Raw genomic sequence first — 16,640 nt, 5'->3', positions numbered from 1 at the left:
TTGATATGTCGCCCTGGCTGACGGTTGTAGGCATCGGTGAAGACGGCTTCAAAGGCCTGGGCAGGAATGCCCGGCATGCCTTGCTGCGCGCCACGCGGATTATAGGTGCTCAGCGCCAGTTGGACCTGCTGCCGCAGTGTATTGGTGGCGAGCGCCAGCTGTGGCCGAGCCCGTTTTCCCTGGAGCCGGTGTTGTCGCGGCGTGGAGAGCCTGTGTGCGTATTGGCCAGTGGCGACCCGATGTTCTATGGCGTCGGCGCCAGCCTGGCCCGGCAAGTGGCGGCTGAGGAGTTGACGATTTTGCCAGCGCCCTCGTCGGTATCCCTGGCGGCGGCGCGCGTGGGCTGGCCGTTGCAGGAGGTGGTGACATTGTCGGTAGTGGCGCGGCCATTGGCGGCAATCAACGCGCATTTGGCCAGTGGCGTGCGCTTGTTGGTATTGAGCAATGACGGCAGCAGTCCCGCCTTGATTGCTGCGTTGTTAACCGAGCGCGGTTTTGGCCCCAGCCGCATCAGTGTGTTTGAACACCTGGGCGGCCCGGCTGAACGGCGTATCGACGGGCACGCGCAAGCGTGGGAGCACATTACGGTTGCCGATTTGAACCTGGTCGCCATCGACTGCCTGGCGGATGCGAACGCACCGCGTCTGTCGCGTCTTGCCGGCTTGCCGGACTCAGCCTTCAAACACGATGGCCAACTGACCAAGCGCGATGTGCGCGCCATGACCCTCGCCCGCCTCGCGCCCATGCCGGGCGAACTGTTATGGGACGTGGGCGCGGGCAGTGGCTCCATCGGTATTGAATGGATGCGCACCCATCCCAGCTGTCGTGCCTTGGCGATTGAAGCCGACACCGGCCGCCAAGGCCTGATCGAACACAACCGCGACGCCCTCGGGGTGCCCGGTCTGCAACTGATTCGCGGCAAGGCGCCGGAGGCGTTAAGCGGCCTGGAAACACCAGACGCCATCTTCATCGGCGGCGGCGTCACCCGCGACGGCGTGCTCGATACCTGCTGGCAACACCTGCGCCCCGGTGGCCGCCTGGTTGCCAATGCCGTGACCCTGCAAAGCGAAATGACCTTGATGAACTGGCGTGCCGAGCATGGCGGCGAACTGACCCGCATCCATGTGGCCCAGGCGCAGCCCTTGGGCGAGTTCGATACCTGGCGCCAGGCGCTGCCGATCACGTTGCTGGAAGTGATCAAGCCGCTATGAAAAGAATTCTGCTGCTGGGCGGCGTCACGGAAGCGCTGGCCATCGCCCGCACCTTGGGGCCTGAACACGTCTACAGCCTGGCCGGCGTGGGCCGCGTACCCACCGACCTCACCTGCCAGGTGCGGGTCGGCGGCTACGGCGGTAGTGAAGGCCTGGCGCAGTTTGTACGTGCCGAACGCATCAGCCTGATCCTTGATGCTACGCACCCGTATGCGGCGCAGATCAGCCGCAACGCGGCCGAGGCTGCAAGGGCATGCGGCGTACCTTGCTGGGCATTACGCCGCCCGGCCTGGCAGCCGCAGCCGGGGGATGACTGGCGAGAGGTCGCCGACTGGGCCGAACTGGTCGAAGCGCTCAAACCCTTCAAGCGCCCGCTGTTCACCTTGGGTCGCGAACCCTTGCAGCACCTCGACGAAATCCCCGCCGAGCAGTTCTGGACCTTGCGCGCGCTGGATGTGTATCCGGGCAACAAGCGCTGTGACGTGATCGGCGCACGCGGGCCGTTCCTCATCGAGGACGAGCGGGCGTTATTCGAAGAACGGCGAATTGATGTGCTGATCAGCAAGAACAGCGGCAGCACCGCCACCGAGCCGAAGCTGGAAGTGGCGCGTGAGCGGGGGGTGCCGGTGTTGGTGTTGAAGCGGCCGATGTTGGCTCAAGTAGATAGGGAATTCCTGTCGTCTGAAGAAACACTCAGCGCGTTGGCAAACTTCACTCGATGAGTCAGGATCGCTCGCTTGCTTGATTAGTAACCTATTTGTTACCTTCAGGACGGCTAATGATTGAGATCGAAGAATACCAACGCGACAACGATTCCAGTCCGTTCGATGAGTGGTTTTCATCCTTGAGTGTCCCAGCGGCAACTCGAGTTTCAACCGCTTTAGTTCGGCTTGAAACAGGCAACACCAGCAACATCAAGTGGTTCGATGGGCTAGGCGAATACCGTATCGACTGGGGACCCGGCTTGCGAATCTATTTGATACGAGAAGGACATCGATTAATCATCCTGTTCGGTGGTGGTGATAAGTCCAGTCAAAAGCGCGATATCAAGGTCGTAAAGTCGCTGATTAACGAGTATCAGCGTGACAAGAAATTGAAACAAAAGAGGTGACCAGCATGGCGCTTACCCGTAGCTACAAACACACCATCGCTGAACGTGCCCAGCGAGACCCTGCATTCGCCCAAGCGCTTCTCGACGAGGCCGCTACGCTATTTCTCAATGGCGAGCCGGAAATCTCTCGCGTGATCCTGCGTGATTTAGTCAACGCCACAGTAGGCTTTGAAGGCCTTGCGAAACAAACCGCCAAACCTAGCAAAAGCCTGCACCGAATGCTTTCGGCCAGCGGCAACCCCAGCATGGATAACCTTGCGGCGATTTTTGCCGTGATTAGAAAAGCCCTGGGTGTCGATATGCAGGTCCACGGCGTACCCGCTGCATAATTTGGGAGCGGGCTCGCTCGCGAAGGCAGTGTGTCGGCCAAAACATCCAGCGACTGACACACCGCTTTGCGAGCAAGCCCGCACACACTTTGGAATTGCGTTATCAAATGACGGTAGTAGATCAGCCAGCCAAGGCGCTAGCTCAATCAACTGCGCAACCATTGGCTGGAAAAAGCCCTATACCTGACTTGATCGTTCCCACGCTCCGCGTGGGAATGCATCCTGTGACGCTTCGCGTCACGGCTTTAAAAGCGGACGCAGAGCGTCCAACGCGGCATTCCCACGCAGAGCGTGGGAACGATCAGCCCGCCTGGTACGCTGCGTCCCTTCTGCAAAATTGGCAAGCGGCCGTTCTCGTCTATCCTCAAACCCACCACTGCGACACCAAACCACACCCGCCCTTTTTACTTATCCCCCCCGATCAGGCTAAATACCCGCCTGATCGTTTAACCCTACGGATTATCCGCCATGGCCCGTCAACGCTTTGCAATTGCCTGGATCGCCTGCCTTGCAGTGCTGTTCAATGCGTTTGCCATGCCGTTGGCCAGTGCGATGCAGCAGACGGATGACCCGATCAAGCGTCTGATGTGGGGCGGGTTCTGTTCGTCCAATGGCGCGAGCCTCAAGGCGATTGCCCTGGGCAAGCTGGAAATCCCGGCGCCGCCGGATGATCACTCGGCTATGCAGCATTGCTGGTGTTGCTCGGGTTCGGCGCCGTTGGTGGCGTTGCCAGGGCATGTGCCGCAGTTGTATGTGACGCGCTTCGAGGCGGTGCAGAGCCTGCCGCCGCGCTTATTGCGCAATCCCACCCCGCGCCAGCAATGGCCAAGCCTTAACCCCCGCGCCTCTCCAACGGTCTGAGCTTCTTCGCAAGTGAACTGCGTTTAGAACCGTTCTGGAGAACTGCCATGCTTAAATCTTCCCTGCTTCTGGCCGCGTTGCTGCTGCCGGTGTTCAGTGCTGCCAATGCCGATGACTACAAGGCCGGCGACTTGGAGGTCAGCAATCCCTGGTCCCAGGAATTGCCGCCGAATGCGCCCACCGTCGCGGCGTACTTTGTGATTCACAATACTGGGGAGACGGCAGATCGCCTGCTCAGTGCCGAGACGCCCTTGGCGGAGAAAGCCGAATTGCATGAGCACGTAATGCAAGGCGACCTGATGAAGATGCAACAGGTGCCCAACGTGGACGTACCAGCCAAGGGTGAACTGACCTTCGCGCCAATGGCCTATCACGTCATGCTGCTGGGCCTCAAGGACCGCAGCCTGCTCGCCGATGGCAAGCAATTCCCGCTGACCCTCACCTTCGAGAAAGCCGGCAAGGTCGAGGTGCAAGTGTCGGTGCACAAAGCGCCACCGATGGCTGGCCACGAGCATATGCACGCTCAGTAAGCCAACCTCGATGGGCGCTCCTCGCGCCAGGTTGTCTCCCCACTACCGCGTGAAGCGCGGCAGTTGGATCAGCCTGTTCGCCATGCTGATGATCTTTATCGGTCCGCTGATTTCCCAGGCGATGCCGATGGATCATCACGCCGGTATGTCCATGGAAATGCCCATGGATATGCCGAGCGACCACGGTAAATCCCATCACACCCAAGCTCCAGCCGAACACCACGCACTCTGGGCCAAGTGCGGCTATTGCGACCTGCTATTCAGCTGCCCGGCCCTGCCCGGCAGTGTGTCGTTCGTGGCCCTCGGCACCCCGCCGCCCGCCAACGCCCTCACACCCGCCACGCGCCTGGGCCATTCCCGGCAGAGCATCTTCCCCGGCGCCCGTAGCCGTGCGCCGCCCATCGTTTCGTAAGCCCTTCACAGCGTTACTTCACCCCGGCCGACTTTAGACAGACAGCCGCAGGCTGCTGGCCGTGTTGTTTACGATTGATTGATGGAATTTGTCATGTCCAGGTTTTCTGCTGACACCCGTTTGGGAAGTACTGCCCTGCTCACCGCCTTATGCGGCGCACTATTGGCTGCCCACGCTCACGCCGACGAGCATGAGCTGAGCCCCACCGTCATCACCGCGATCGCCCCCAGCTCACCGCTGACCGTGGTCACCAACCCCAAAGACCCGCGCCAACCGGTGCCCGCCAGCGATGGCGGCGACTACCTCAAGACCATCCCCGGCTTCGCCCTGGTGCGCAACGGCGGCACCAACGGCGACCCGGTGCTGCGCGGCATGTTCGGCTCGCGCCTGAATATCCTCACCAACGGCGGCATGATGCTCGGCGCCTGCCCGGGCCGCATGGATGCGCCAACTTCGTATATTTCGCCGGAAACCTACGACAAGCTCACCGTGATCAAAGGCCCGCAAACCGTGCTCTGGGGCCCGGGCGCGTCTGCCGGCACCATCCTGTTCGAGCGTGAGCCGGAGCAGTTCGGCGAGCTGGGCACACGGGTCAACGCCAGCGTATTGGCCGGCTCCAACGGGCGTTTCGACAAGGTCATCGATGCCGCTGCCGGCGGGCCATTGGGCTACGTGCGGGTGATCGGCAACCAGGCCCATGCCGACGATTACAAGGACGGCAACAACGACACCGTCGCCTCGCGCTATGACAAGTGGAACGGTGACGTGGCCGTGGGTTTCACGCCCGACGCCGACACCCTGCTGGAACTCACCGCCGGGCGTGGCGACGGCGAGGCGCGCTACGCCGGGCGCGGCATGGACGGCTCGCAGTTTCTGCGCGAAAGCCTGGGGCTGCGTTTCGAAAAGTCCAATATCGGTGAGGTGCTGGATAAGGTCGAGGCCCAGGTCTACTACAACTACGCCGATCATGTGATGGACAACTACAGCCTGCGTGTCCCTTCGGGCACCGGCATGATGGCGGGCCCCATGGCGTCCAACGTCGACCGCCGCACCCTTGGCGCACGCATCAAGGCCACCTGGCGCTGGGCGGATGTGCAATTGATCAGCGGCCTGGATGCGCAGACCAATGAACACCGTGCGCGCAGCAGCATGGGCATCGACACGTATAAGGATTTGCCGCGCAACAAGGACGCCAATTTCCACAACTACGGTGTGTTCGGCGAACTGACCTGGTACGCCGCCGACAACGATCGCCTGATCACCGGCGCGCGCTTGGACCGCGCCTCGGCCAAGGACTTCCGTCAACGTACCGGCTCGGGAATGATGTCGCGCCCGAACCCGACCGCCGGCGACACCCGCGCCGATACATTGCCCTCGGGCTTTGTGCGTTATGAGCACGACCTGGCGGACAGCCCCACCACGCTGTATGCCGGCCTGGGCCACGCGGAACGTTTCCCGGATTACTGGGAGCTGTTTTCCCCCAACACCGGCGCGGCCGGTTCGGTGAATGCCTTCGACGGCGTGAAGCCCGAGAAAACCACCCAGCTCGACTTCGGTGCCCAGTACAAGAGCGCCGACCTGGAAGCCTGGGTGTCGGGCTATGTCGGCCAGGTGCGCGACTTCATCCTGTTCGACTACAGGCCCGGCATGATGGGTACCACCTCCCAGGCGCGCAATGTGGACGCACGCATCATGGGCGGCGAAGTGGGCGCGGCGTACAAGCTGAGCCAGCACTGGAAAGCCGACGCCAGCCTCGCCTATGCCTGGGGCAAGAACAGCAGCGACGGCAAGGCCCTGCCACAAATGCCACCGCTGGACACGCGCCTGGGCCTGACCTACAGCGAAGACGATTGGAGCGCTGGTGCGTTGTGGAGGGTGGTCGCGGCGCAACACCGTATCGACCCGAACAAAGGCAACGTGGTCGGCAAGGACTACGACAAGAGTGGCGGCTTCGGCGTGTTCTCGCTGAACGCGGCCTACCGCATCAACAAGCACTTCAAGGTCAGCACCGGCGTCGACAACTTGTTTGGCAAGGCCTACGCCGAGCATCTGAACCTGGCCGGTAACGCAGGCTTCGGTTACCCAGCCAACGACCCGCAGGCCATCAAGGAGCCGGGGCGTACGCTCTGGACCAAGGTGGACATGAGCTTCTAAAAGCATCGCAGGCAAGCCAGCTCCCACAGGTGCAATACAGTCCCCTGTGGGAGCTGGCTTGCCTGCGATGACGGTGTAACAGACCAAGAAAAATCAAAAGCCTTATGCGGAGCAGCCGATGACCACACAAAAAATTTCCTTCTACAACCTGGCCTGGCGCTGGCACTTCTACGCCGGCCTCTTCGTCGCCCCCTTCATGGTGCTGCTGGCCCTCACCGGCATCATCTACCTGTTCAAACCCCAGCTCGACCCGCTGATGTACGGCCACCTGCTCACCGTGCCCGCCGCCGAACATGCGCTGAGCGCCGACGAGCAACTGCAGCGCGCCCAGGCCGCCTACCCCCACGCCGCGATCAGCAAATACCTGCCCCCTGCCGGCGCCACTCGCAGCGCGCAGTTCGTGATGCGCAACGATGCCCACGAGGTGGCGGTGTTCATCGACCCCTATCGCGGCACCGTCCTCGGTGAGCAAGACGCAAACAACAACCTGCAAGCCATCGTCCGCGCCCTGCACGGCGAACTGATGATCGGCACCGTGGGCGATCGCCTGATCGAATTGGCCGCTGGCTGGGGCGTGATGCTGGTGGTGTCCGGCCTGTACCTGTGGTGGCCGCGGGGCAAGTCCTCGGCCGGCGTGTTATGGCCGCGCATCGGCAGCCGTGGCCGCTTGTTCTGGCGTGACCTGCACGCTGTCGCCGGCTTCTGGGGCGCGGCGTTCCTGCTGGTGATGTTGCTCAGCGGCATGACCTGGACCGGCTTCTGGGGCAAGCAATACGCCGACCTGTGGAACACCTTCCCAGCCGCGATGTGGAACAGCGTGCCGCAGTCCGACCAGCAGGCCCGTGTGCTCAACACGGCCACCCAGCAAACCGTGCCCTGGGCCCTGGAAAACACGCCGATGCCAATGTCCGGCGACCACGCCGAGCATATGAATCACGGCGCAATGCACGCAGGCCCGGCCGCACCCACGGTGCGCCTGCAACAGGTGGTCGACCTGGCCAACACACGCAAGGTCGAGCCCGGCTACAGCATTACCTTCCCCACCACCGCCACCGGTGTATTCACCGTCGCGGTGTTCGCCGACGACCCGCGCAACGACGCCACCCTGCACGTGGACCAGTACACCGGCAAGGTCCTGGCCGATGTACGCTGGGATCATTACAACCTGGTCGCACGCGCCACCGAGACCGGCGTGATGCTGCACGAAGGCAAGATGTTCGGCTGGGTCAACCAACTGATCGTGCTGGTGATCTGCCTGATGATTCTGCTCAGTGCGGTCAGCGGCGTGGTGATCTGGTGGAAGCGCCGGCCCCAGGGTGGACTGGGTGTACCGCCGCTGCGCCACGACCTGCCCAAGTGGAAAACCGCGATGGCGATCATGCTCGGGCTGGCGATCATTTTCCCGTTGGTAGGGGCTTCGTTGGTCCTGGTGTGGGCGCTGGATCGCTTGCTGCTGTCACGCATTAGCGCAACCGCCTGAAGCATTGTCGCCCAACGCCCTCTTTTGAAGCCTGCCGTGCACCCAACGGCCTCCGTGGCGCCAACCTGGTGCGCCACGGAGCGGCTTTACCTCCCGAACCCGCCGGTAAACCCGTGTCTGGCGTAGCAGGCACAGCCCTTGCAAAGCCCTGTGTATCTGCCCCACAACAATTATCGGTACACGGAGATCGCACCATGAAGCGTCGCAGCTTGATCAAGGCTTTCACTTTGTCGGCATCCATTGCCGCCATGGGTTTGACCTGGACCGTCCAGGCCGCCGAGACCATCAAGGTCGGCATCCTGCACTCGTTGTCCGGGACCATGGCGATCTCCGAAACCTCGCTCAAAGACATGGCGCTGATGACCATCGACGAGATCAACGCCAAGGGCGGGGTGAACGGCAAGATGCTCGAACCGGTGGTGGTAGACCCAGCGTCCAACTGGCCGCTGTTCGCCGAGAAAGGCCGCCAACTGCTGACCCAGGACAAGGTCGCCGTGGTGTTCGGCTGCTGGACCTCAGTGTCGCGTAAATCGGTGTTGCCGGTGTTTGAAGAACTCAACGGTTTGCTGTTCTACCCGGTGCAGTACGAAGGTGAAGAGATGTCGCCCAACGTGTTCTATACCGGTGCGGCGCCGAACCAGCAGGCGATCCCGGCGGTGGAATACCTGATGAGCGAAGAAGGCGGCAGCGCCAAGCGTTTCTTCCTGCTCGGCACCGACTATGTGTACCCGCGCACCACCAACAAGATCCTGCGCTCGTTCCTGCATTCCAAAGGCGTGGCGGATAAAGACATCGAAGAGGTCTACACCCCGTTCGGCCACGCCGATTACCAGACCATCGTCGCCAACATCAAGAAGTTCTCCGCCGGTGGCAAGACGGCTGTGGTCTCCACCGTCAATGGCGACTCCAACGTGCCGTTCTACAAAGAACTGGCCAACCAAGGCTTGAAAGCCACCGAGGTACCGGTGGTGGCGTTCTCGGTGGGTGAAGAAGAACTGCGTGGCATCGACACCAAGCCGTTGGTGGGCAACCTCGCGGCCTGGAACTACTTCCAGTCGGTGGAAAACCCGGTGAACCAGAAGTTCGTGGCCGACTGGAAAGCCTACGCCAAGAAACACAACCTGCCGGGCGCCGACAAAGCCGTGACCAACGACCCGATGGAAGCCACCTATGTGGGCATCCATATGTGGGCGCAGGCGGCGGAAAAAGCCAAGTCCACCGACGTCGACAAAGTGCGTGAAGCCCTGGGCGGCCAGACCTTCGCCGCGCCGTCGGGCTTCACCCTGACCATGGACAAGACCAACCACCACCTGCACAAGCCGGTGATGATCGGTGAGATCCAGGCCGACGGGCAGTTCTCGGTGGTGTGGCAGACCGAAGCGCCGATTCGTGCGCAGCCGTGGAGCCCCTACATCCCGGGCAATGACAAAAAGCCGGACTATGCCGTGAAGAGCAACTAACGCCCCCACAGCTCGAATGTGGGACATGGTCACTGTGGGCGCTGGCTTGCCTGCGATGCAAACAACTCGGTGTGCCTGACACACCGCAGCGATGCCATCGCAGGCAAGCCAGCCCCCACACAGCCTGCTCCCACACTGTCCCCGCATGATCAGGACATTTTGCTATGCCCACTGCCCTCCACCGCCTCATCCTCGCCGTGCTGCTGGTGCTGCCCTTTGGCGCACACGCCAGCGACGCCGAAGACTTCCTTGCCGCCAACCCGGTGCAGCAAGCCAAACTCCTGCAGGACTGGGCCGCCCACCCCGACCCAACGCGTATCGAGTTGGTGGACGCCCTTGAGCAAGGTCAACTCATGCTCAACGGCGAAACCAAGACCGTGCGCCTGAACAACCGCCTGCGCGGCTTGATCAATAACGTGCAAGCCAGCCAGCAACTGCTCGCCGCCGACCCCAAGGTACGCCTGGACGCAGCGCGCACCCTGCAAAAAAGCGCGGTGCCTGCACAACTTAAATTCCTCGACCAGCAGGTCGCCGCCGAAACGGATGAGCAGGTGCACAGCGCCCTGAGCCTGGCCCTGGCCAACCTGCAATTGGTCGACCCCGACCCGGTGGTGCGCCTGGCAGCCGTGCGCTTGCTCGGCAGCACCGGCGACCCGCTGGCCCGCACGCGCCTTGAAGCGCTGCTGGCGCCAGGCGTGGAAGCCGACGCCGCCGTGCACACCGCCGCTGAAACCAGCCTGGCCCAGGTCAAACGCAAACTGATGATGGGTGAAATCCTCGGCCAGGCGTTCAGCGGCATGTCCCTGGGCTCGATCCTGCTGTTGGCGGCCCTGGGCCTGGCGATCACCTTCGGCCTGCTCGGCGTGATCAACATGGCTCACGGCGAGATGCTGATGCTCGGCGCCTACTCCACCTATGTGGTGCAGTTGATGATGCAGCGCTATGTGCCCCAGGCCATCGAGTTCTACCCGTTGATCGCGTTGCCGGTGGCGTTTTTTGTCACCGCGGCCATCGGCATGGCGCTGGAACGCACAGTCATCCGTCACTTGTATGGCCGCCCACTGGAAACCCTGCTCGCCACCTGGGGCATCAGCCTGATGCTGATCCAGCTGGTGCGCCTGGTGTTCGGCGCGCAGAACGTCGAAGTGTCGAACCCGGCCTGGCTGTCTGGCGGCATCCAGGTACTGCCCAACCTGGTGCTGCCGTACAACCGCATCGTGATCATCGCCTTTGCGCTGTTCGTGGTGGTGCTCACCTGGCTGCTGCTGAACAAGACGCGCCTGGGTCTGAACGTGCGCGCCGTCACCCAGAACCGCAACATGGCCGCCTGCTGCGGCGTGCCTACCGGGCGCGTGGACATGCTCGCCTTTGGCCTCGGCTCCGGTATCGCAGGTTTGGGCGGCGTGGCGCTGAGCCAGATCGGCAACGTCGGCCCGGACCTGGGCCAGAGCTACATCATCGACTCGTTCCTGGTGGTGGTGCTCGGCGGCGTCGGCCAGTTGGCCGGCAGTGTCATGGCCGCCTTTGGCCTGGGGATCGCCAACAAGATCCTCGAACCCCAGATCGGCGCCGTGCTCGGCAAGATCCTGATCCTCGCGCTGATCATTCTGTTTATCCAGAAACGCCCGCAAGGACTCTTCGCACTGAAAGGACGGGTGATCGACTGATGAACCAGCCATTGATGCTTACGGCCACGCAAAAGGCCGGCCCCAAGGTCACGATTGCAGTCGGTGCAGTCATCCTGCTCCTGCTGCTGGCGTTGCCCCTGTGCTCGCTCTTGTCTGCCGACAACCCGCTGCATGTGTCGGCCTACACCTTGACCCTGGTGGGCAAGATTCTCTGTTACGCCATCGTCGCCCTGGCGCTGGATCTGGTGTGGGGTTACGCCGGGATGTTGTCCCTGGGCCACGGTTTGTTCTTCGCCTTGGGCGGCTACGCCATGGGCATGTACTTGATGCGCCAGGCGTCCGGGGATGAGTTGCCGGCGTTCATGACCTTTTTGTCCTGGACCGAATTGCCCTGGTACTGGGCCGGCACCGACCACTTCCTGTGGGCGTTGTGCCTGGTGGTACTGGCCCCCGGGGTGCTGGCGTTGGTGTTCGGTTTCTTCGCCTTCCGCTCGCGGATCAAGGGCGTGTATTTCTCGATCATGACCCAGGCCCTGACGTTCGCGGGGATGCTGTTGTTCTTTCGCAACGAGACCGGGTTCGGTGGCAACAACGGCTTTACCAATTTCCGCAGCATCCTCGGCTTTGGCATCACTGAACCGGGCACGCGGGCGGTGTTATTTATCGCCACGGTGCTGTTGCTGGTGGCGAGCCTCTACATCGGCTGGCGCCTGGCGAAGAGCAAGTTCGGGCGTGTGCTCACCGCCCTGCGCGATGCCGAGAACCGCCTGATGTTCTGCGGTTACGACCCACGCGGTTTCAAGCTGTTCGTGTGGGTGTTGAGCGCAGTGTTGTGCGGCCTTGCCGGTGCGCTGTATGTGCCGCAGGTGGGCATCATCAACCCCAGTGAAATGTCACCGACCAACTCCATCGAAGCCGCTGTGTGGGTAGCGCTGGGCGGGCGTGGCACGCTGATCGGGCCGTTGCTCGGCGCCGGTGTGGTCAATGGCATGAAGAGCTGGTTCACCGTGGCCTTCCCCGAGTACTGGCTGTTCTTCCTGGGCGCGCTGTTCATCATCGTCACCCTGTACCTGCCCAAGGGCGTTATCGGCCTGCTGAAGAAATGAGGAACGTCATGCTTGAACCTATTTTCGACGCAGGCAGCGGCCGCGATGCGATTGGCATCGGCCAGGTCGCGGGCAAAGGGCTCAACACCCGCCACGGCACCATTCTGACCCTGGAAGATATCAGCGTCAGCTTTGACGGTTTCAAGGCCCTCAACGACCTGAACCTGTACATCGGCGTCGGCGAGTTGCGCTGCATCATCGGCCCCAACGGCGCGGGCAAGACCACGCTGATGGACGTGATCACCGGCAAGACCCGACCCAGCCACGGCAAGGCCTGGTTCGGCGAAACCCTGGACCTGACGCGCATGAGCGAAGTGCAAATCGCCCAGGCCGGCATCGGGCGCAAATTCCAGAAGCCCACGGTGTTCGAAGCCCTCAGCGTGTTCGAAAACCTGGAGCTGGCGCAGAAGACCGACAAGTCGGTGTGGGCCAGCCTGCGGGCGCGCCTGGACGGTGAGCAGAAGGACCGCATCGAGGAAGTGCTCGACACCATCCGCCTCACCGCCTCGGTGCATCGCCCCGCCGGCTTGCTGTCCCACGGCCAGAAGCAGTTCCTGGAAATCGGTATGTTGCTGATGCAAGACCCGCAACTGTTGCTGCTCGATGAACCAGTGGCGGGCATGACCGACGCCGAGACCGAGTTCACCGCCGAACTGTTCAAGCGCCTGGCCGGCAAGCACTCGTTGATGGTGGTGGAACACGACATGGGGTTTGTCGGCTCGATTGCCGACCATGTGACTGTGTTGCACCAGGGCAGCGTGCTGGCCGAAGGGTCGCTGGAACAGGTGCAGGAAAACGAGCGGGTGATCGAGGTTTACCTCGGCCGCTAACGCTGACACGAACGGCTGTATGTGGGAGCTGGCTTGCCTGCGATAGCGGTTTACCTGACACACCGGGTCGCCTGCATCGCAGGCAAGCCAGCTCCCACAGTTGATCCGGTTCCCGCAGGGGGATTGAGGAGGTTTTGAGAATGCTGCAAGTCGACAAGCTGCACCAGTATTACGGCGGTAGCCACATTCTGCGCGGGCTGTCCTTCGACGTGAAGGTCGGCGAAGTCACCTGCCTGCTCGGGCGTAACGGCGTGGGCAAGACCACCCTGCTCAAGTGCCTGATGGGTCTGCTGCCAGCCAAGGAAGGCGCGGTGAACTGGGAAGGCAAGGCCATCACCGGCTTCAAGCCGCACCAGCGCGTACATGCCGGCATCGCCTACGTGCCCCAGGGCCGGGAGATATTCGGGCGGCTGACCGTAGAAGAAAACCTGCTGATGGGACTATCGCGTTTCCCCGGTTCCGAAGCCAAAGAGGTGCCGGCCTTCATCTACGAACTGTTCCCGGTATTGCTGCAAATGAAGCACCGCCGCGGCGGCGATTTATCCGGGGGCCAACAACAACAGTTGGCGATTGGCCGCGCCCTGGCGAGCCGCCCGCGCCTGTTGATTCTCGATGAGCCCACCGAAGGCATCCAGCCGTCGGTCATCAAGGAGATCGGCGCGGTGATCAAGAAGCTCGCGGAGCGCGGCGACATGGCGATCCTGTTGGTGGAGCAGTTCTATGACTTTGCCGCTGAACTGGCTGACCAGTACCTGGTGATGTCCCGTGGCGAAATCGTGCAGCAGGGCCGTGGTGAAAATATGGAAAGCGAGGGTGTGCGTGGGCTGGTAACCATCTAATCTGTAGCCTCCTAACGATAAGCACACGCCATGAACCTGCCCATTACCCCTGCCCTGTTCACGCCCAGCTGGCACGCCGAGCTGGAACTCGGCTACGCGCGTGTCAAAGACACCACACGCCCGGTATTGCGCCGCCACCTTGGCCCGCTGCGCGTGCAAAAACACCTGTACGCCGAAGGCCCTGAGGTGTGCCAGCACATCATCGTGCACCCTCCCGGCGGGATTGCCGGTGGCGATCGCCTGGACATCAGCGCCCATGTGGGCACGGGTGCCTGGGCACAACTGACCAGCCCCGGCGCCGCCAAGTGGTACCGCGCCAGCGGCCCGGCGTATCAGCAACTTGAACTGACTGTGGAAGCCGGCGCGACCTTGGAATGGCTGCCTCAGGAAACCATCGTGTTCAGCGCGGCCCAGGCCGAACTCACCACGCGAATCGAGCTGTTGGGCGATGCACGGTTGTTCTATTGGGATGTGGTCGCCCTGGGGCGCCCGGCCAGTGGCGAACGGTTCGACCTGGGCCATTTTCAATCGCACCTGGACATTCGCCGCGACGGCCAGTTGCTCTGGCATGAGCGCCAGCGCATTGTGGGCGCCGATGGGTTGCTGGATTCGCCTATCGGGCTGGATGGGCAGCCGGTGTTTGCCACATTGTTGGTGACCGGTGAGATCGAACCTGAATTATTGGAACAATGCCGCTCACTGCCCCACGCGGTGCGCGGTGACCTGACCCAACTGCCCGGCTTGCTGGTGGCGCGGTGCCTGGCCAGTGAAGCGCTGCTGGCGCGGGGGTGGTTGATTGATTTATGGCGGCTTTTGCGACCGGCCGTACTCGGCAGGGAAGCGATATCACCAAGAATCTGGAGCACATGAAGATCAAACTGTGGAGCCAGCTCCCACATAAATCAGCTTCACATGGGATCTTCTATGTATTTAAGAATGAATTTTATGAAGGACCCTGAACCATGGACCTGACCCCACGGGAAAAAGACAAACTGCTGATCTTCACCGCAGGCCTGGTCGCCGAGCGACGCCTGGCGCGCGGGGTGAAGCTCAACTACCCGGAGACCATCGCCTATATCTCCGCCGCCCTGATGGAGGGCGCCCGCGATGGCCGCACGGTGGCCGACCTGATGCACTACGGCACCACCCTGCTCAGCCGCGAACAGGTTATGGAAGGCATCCCGGAAATAATCCCGGATATCCAGGTGGAAGCCACGTTCCCCGACGGCACCAAGCTGGTCACCGTCCACCAGCCCATTGCCTGAGGCGCAGCCATGATTCGTGATGCAACCGAACACGACCTGCCGGCAATCCGCGCCATTTACAACGACGCGGTGTTGAACACCACGGCGATCTGGAACGAGCAACCGGTGGACCTGGCCAACCGCCAGGCCTGGTTCAGTGCGCGCCAGGCGCAGCAATACCCGATCCTGGTGGCGGTGGACAACGACGAAGTCACCGGCTACGCCTCATTCGGCGACTGGCGCCCCTTCGAAGGCTTCCGCTACAGCGTCGAACACTCGGTATACGTGCGCAATGACCAGCGTGGCAAAGGCCTCGGCCCACACCTGATGCAGGCCCTGATCGAGCGCGCCCGCAGCTGCGGCAAGCACGTCATGGTCGCCGCCATCGAAAGTGGCAACCTGGCCTCGATCCGCCTGCATGAGCGCCTGGGCTTCGTGACTACCGGGCAAATGCCGCAAGTGGGCATCAAGTTCGGCCGCTGGCTGGACCTGACCTTTATGCAACTGACCTTGAACCCGGGCGCACAACCGCCCAAGGAGTGACATCGATGAGCGCTGCACAACTGCGTCGAGTCAATGCGGAAAGTTTTGCCCACTACCGCCGGGGCTTGATCGAGCTGTTGCTGGACGCGGTGCAGCACGGCGCGTCGGTGGGCTTCATGGCCGACTTCGATGAGGCCCAGGCCCGGGACTACCTGAGCGGCGTGCAAGCCGGTGTCGAGGACACCAGCCTGCTGCTGTGGGTGGTGGTGCGCGACGAGCAGGTGATCGCCAGCGTGCAATTGGCGTTGTGCCAGAAAGCCAACGGTCTGAACCGCGCCGAGGTGCAAAAGTTGCTGGTGCACAGCAGCGCCCGTCGCCATGGCCTGGGCCAGCAATTGATGAATACCCTGGAACTCGCCGCGCGCCAGCACAAGCGTGGCCTGCTGTACCTGGACACCGAGGCCGGCTCCGGCGCCGAAGCCTTTTACCAGTCGCTGCGCTACACCAAAATCGGTGAGCTGCCCGACTATTGCCAAAGCCCGGACGGGCGCTACAGCCCGACCGCCATCTACTTCAAGACCCTGGGGCAACCTGCATGATTCCTGGTGAATATCAGATCCAGCCTGGCGAGATCGAACTGAATGTCGGCCGCCGCACCCTCACCCTCGGCGTGGCCAACAGCGGCGACCGGCCGATCCAGGTGGGCTCGCATTACCACTTTTTCGAGACCAATGACGCGCTGGAATTCGACCGAGCGGCCAGCCGTGGCATGCGCCTGAATATTCCGGCGGGCACGGCGGTGCGGTTTGAGCCGGGGCAGCGTCGGGAGGTGGAGTTGGTGGATTTGGGTGGTGGGCGGCGGGTATTTGGGTTTGCAGGGCGGGTCATGGGCGACCTTTAGGGCCTCATCGCAGGCAAGCCAGCTCCCACAGTTGAAATGCAACCCCCTGTGGGAGCTGGCT

At 62.3% G+C, this 16,640-nt stretch carries 19 protein-coding genes; all 19 read left to right on the top strand.

Annotation, left to right across the window (positions count from 1 at the left end):
* Positions 1 to 5 precede the first annotated feature (5 nt).
* The 19 genes from GH769_RS27955 (at position 6) to GH769_RS27865 (ending at position 16,579) form a co-directional block, all read left to right on the top strand.
* Positions 6 to 1,211, top strand: coding sequence for a bifunctional cobalt-precorrin-7 (C(5))-methyltransferase/cobalt-precorrin-6B (C(15))-methyltransferase (locus GH769_RS27955; RefSeq protein ID WP_019818283.1), 1,206 nt, complete (start codon positions 6 to 8; stop codon positions 1,209 to 1,211).
* Positions 1,208 to 1,933: a cobalt-precorrin-6A reductase gene (locus tag GH769_RS27950; protein WP_019818284.1), complete on the top strand. Its 726-nt coding sequence runs from the start codon at positions 1,208 to 1,210 to the stop codon at positions 1,931 to 1,933. Before GH769_RS27955 ends, GH769_RS27950 begins: the two co-directional genes overlap by 4 nt.
* A 56-nt stretch (positions 1,934 to 1,989) precedes the next feature.
* Entirely contained in the window at positions 1,990 to 2,322 is a 333-nt protein-coding gene (locus GH769_RS27945) for a type II toxin-antitoxin system RelE/ParE family toxin (RefSeq protein ID WP_019818285.1), read from the top strand.
* Between the two features lie 5 nt (positions 2,323 to 2,327).
* Positions 2,328 to 2,651 (top strand): DNA-binding protein, encoded by a 324-nt coding sequence (locus tag GH769_RS27940; protein WP_014716718.1) that lies wholly within the window; start codon positions 2,328 to 2,330, stop codon positions 2,649 to 2,651.
* Between the two features lie 468 nt (positions 2,652 to 3,119).
* Entirely contained in the window at positions 3,120 to 3,512 is a 393-nt protein-coding gene (locus GH769_RS27935) for a DUF2946 domain-containing protein (RefSeq protein WP_003188156.1), read from the top strand.
* Positions 3,513 to 3,559: 47 nt separating this feature from the next.
* A complete protein-coding gene (locus tag GH769_RS27930; protein WP_032904022.1) occupies positions 3,560 to 4,042 on the top strand; it encodes a copper chaperone PCu(A)C in 483 nt (160 codons plus the stop codon).
* Between the two features lie 10 nt (positions 4,043 to 4,052).
* A complete protein-coding gene (locus GH769_RS27925) occupies positions 4,053 to 4,454 on the top strand; it encodes a DUF2946 domain-containing protein (protein ID WP_032904023.1) in 402 nt (133 codons plus the stop codon).
* A gap of 93 nt (positions 4,455 to 4,547) precedes the next feature.
* Positions 4,548 to 6,608 (top strand): TonB-dependent copper receptor, encoded by a 2,061-nt coding sequence (locus GH769_RS27920; protein WP_014716715.1) that lies wholly within the window; start codon positions 4,548 to 4,550, stop codon positions 6,606 to 6,608.
* Between the two features lie 118 nt (positions 6,609 to 6,726).
* Entirely contained in the window at positions 6,727 to 8,088 is a 1,362-nt protein-coding gene (locus GH769_RS27915; RefSeq protein ID WP_032904024.1) for a PepSY domain-containing protein, read from the top strand.
* 194 nt (positions 8,089 to 8,282) lie between these two features.
* Positions 8,283 to 9,548, top strand: coding sequence for an urea ABC transporter substrate-binding protein (gene urtA / locus GH769_RS27910; protein WP_003188149.1), 1,266 nt, complete (start codon positions 8,283 to 8,285; stop codon positions 9,546 to 9,548).
* 164 nt (positions 9,549 to 9,712) lie between these two features.
* Positions 9,713 to 11,215 carry an urea ABC transporter permease subunit UrtB gene (gene urtB / locus GH769_RS27905; RefSeq protein WP_032904025.1) on the top strand — a complete coding sequence of 501 codons (1,503 nt, stop codon included), beginning with the start codon at positions 9,713 to 9,715 and terminating at the stop codon, positions 11,213 to 11,215.
* Positions 11,215 to 12,282: an urea ABC transporter permease subunit UrtC gene (urtC, locus tag GH769_RS27900; protein ID WP_014716711.1), complete on the top strand. Its 1,068-nt coding sequence runs from the start codon at positions 11,215 to 11,217 to the stop codon at positions 12,280 to 12,282. The genes urtB and urtC overlap by 1 nt, the downstream gene beginning before the upstream one ends.
* Positions 12,279 to 13,112, top strand: coding sequence for an urea ABC transporter ATP-binding protein UrtD (urtD, locus tag GH769_RS27895; RefSeq protein WP_162236640.1), 834 nt, complete (start codon positions 12,279 to 12,281; stop codon positions 13,110 to 13,112). The genes urtC and urtD overlap by 4 nt, the downstream gene beginning before the upstream one ends.
* 140 nt (positions 13,113 to 13,252) lie before the next feature.
* Positions 13,253 to 13,951, top strand: a complete 699-nt coding sequence (gene urtE, locus GH769_RS27890) for an urea ABC transporter ATP-binding subunit UrtE (protein ID WP_014716709.1) — start codon at positions 13,253 to 13,255, stop codon at positions 13,949 to 13,951.
* A 30-nt stretch (positions 13,952 to 13,981) separates the two neighbouring features.
* Positions 13,982 to 14,821 carry an urease accessory protein UreD gene (locus GH769_RS27885; protein ID WP_014716708.1) on the top strand — a complete coding sequence of 280 codons (840 nt, stop codon included), beginning with the start codon at positions 13,982 to 13,984 and terminating at the stop codon, positions 14,819 to 14,821.
* Positions 14,822 to 14,913: 92 nt separating this feature from the next.
* Complete coding sequence (gene ureA / locus GH769_RS27880; protein WP_032904028.1) at positions 14,914 to 15,216, top strand: urease subunit gamma; 303 nt, start codon at positions 14,914 to 14,916, stop codon at positions 15,214 to 15,216.
* 9 nt (positions 15,217 to 15,225) lie between these two features.
* Positions 15,226 to 15,738, top strand: a complete 513-nt coding sequence (locus GH769_RS27875) for a GNAT family N-acetyltransferase (RefSeq protein ID WP_019818288.1) — start codon at positions 15,226 to 15,228, stop codon at positions 15,736 to 15,738.
* Positions 15,739 to 15,743: 5 nt separating this feature from the next.
* Complete coding sequence (locus tag GH769_RS27870) at positions 15,744 to 16,277, top strand: GNAT family N-acetyltransferase (RefSeq protein ID WP_020301611.1); 534 nt, start codon at positions 15,744 to 15,746, stop codon at positions 16,275 to 16,277.
* Complete coding sequence (locus tag GH769_RS27865) at positions 16,274 to 16,579, top strand: urease subunit beta (protein WP_003188134.1); 306 nt, start codon at positions 16,274 to 16,276, stop codon at positions 16,577 to 16,579. Before GH769_RS27870 ends, GH769_RS27865 begins: the two co-directional genes overlap by 4 nt.
* Positions 16,580 to 16,640 lie beyond the last annotated feature (61 nt).

Source organism: Pseudomonas sp. CFSAN084952, from assembly GCF_009648855.1.
GTDB classification, from domain to species: domain Bacteria; phylum Pseudomonadota; class Gammaproteobacteria; order Pseudomonadales; family Pseudomonadaceae; genus Aquipseudomonas; species Aquipseudomonas paracarnis.
Note: the sequence above shows the minus strand (reverse complement) of the source record. Positions and strands in the feature narration are given on the sequence as shown.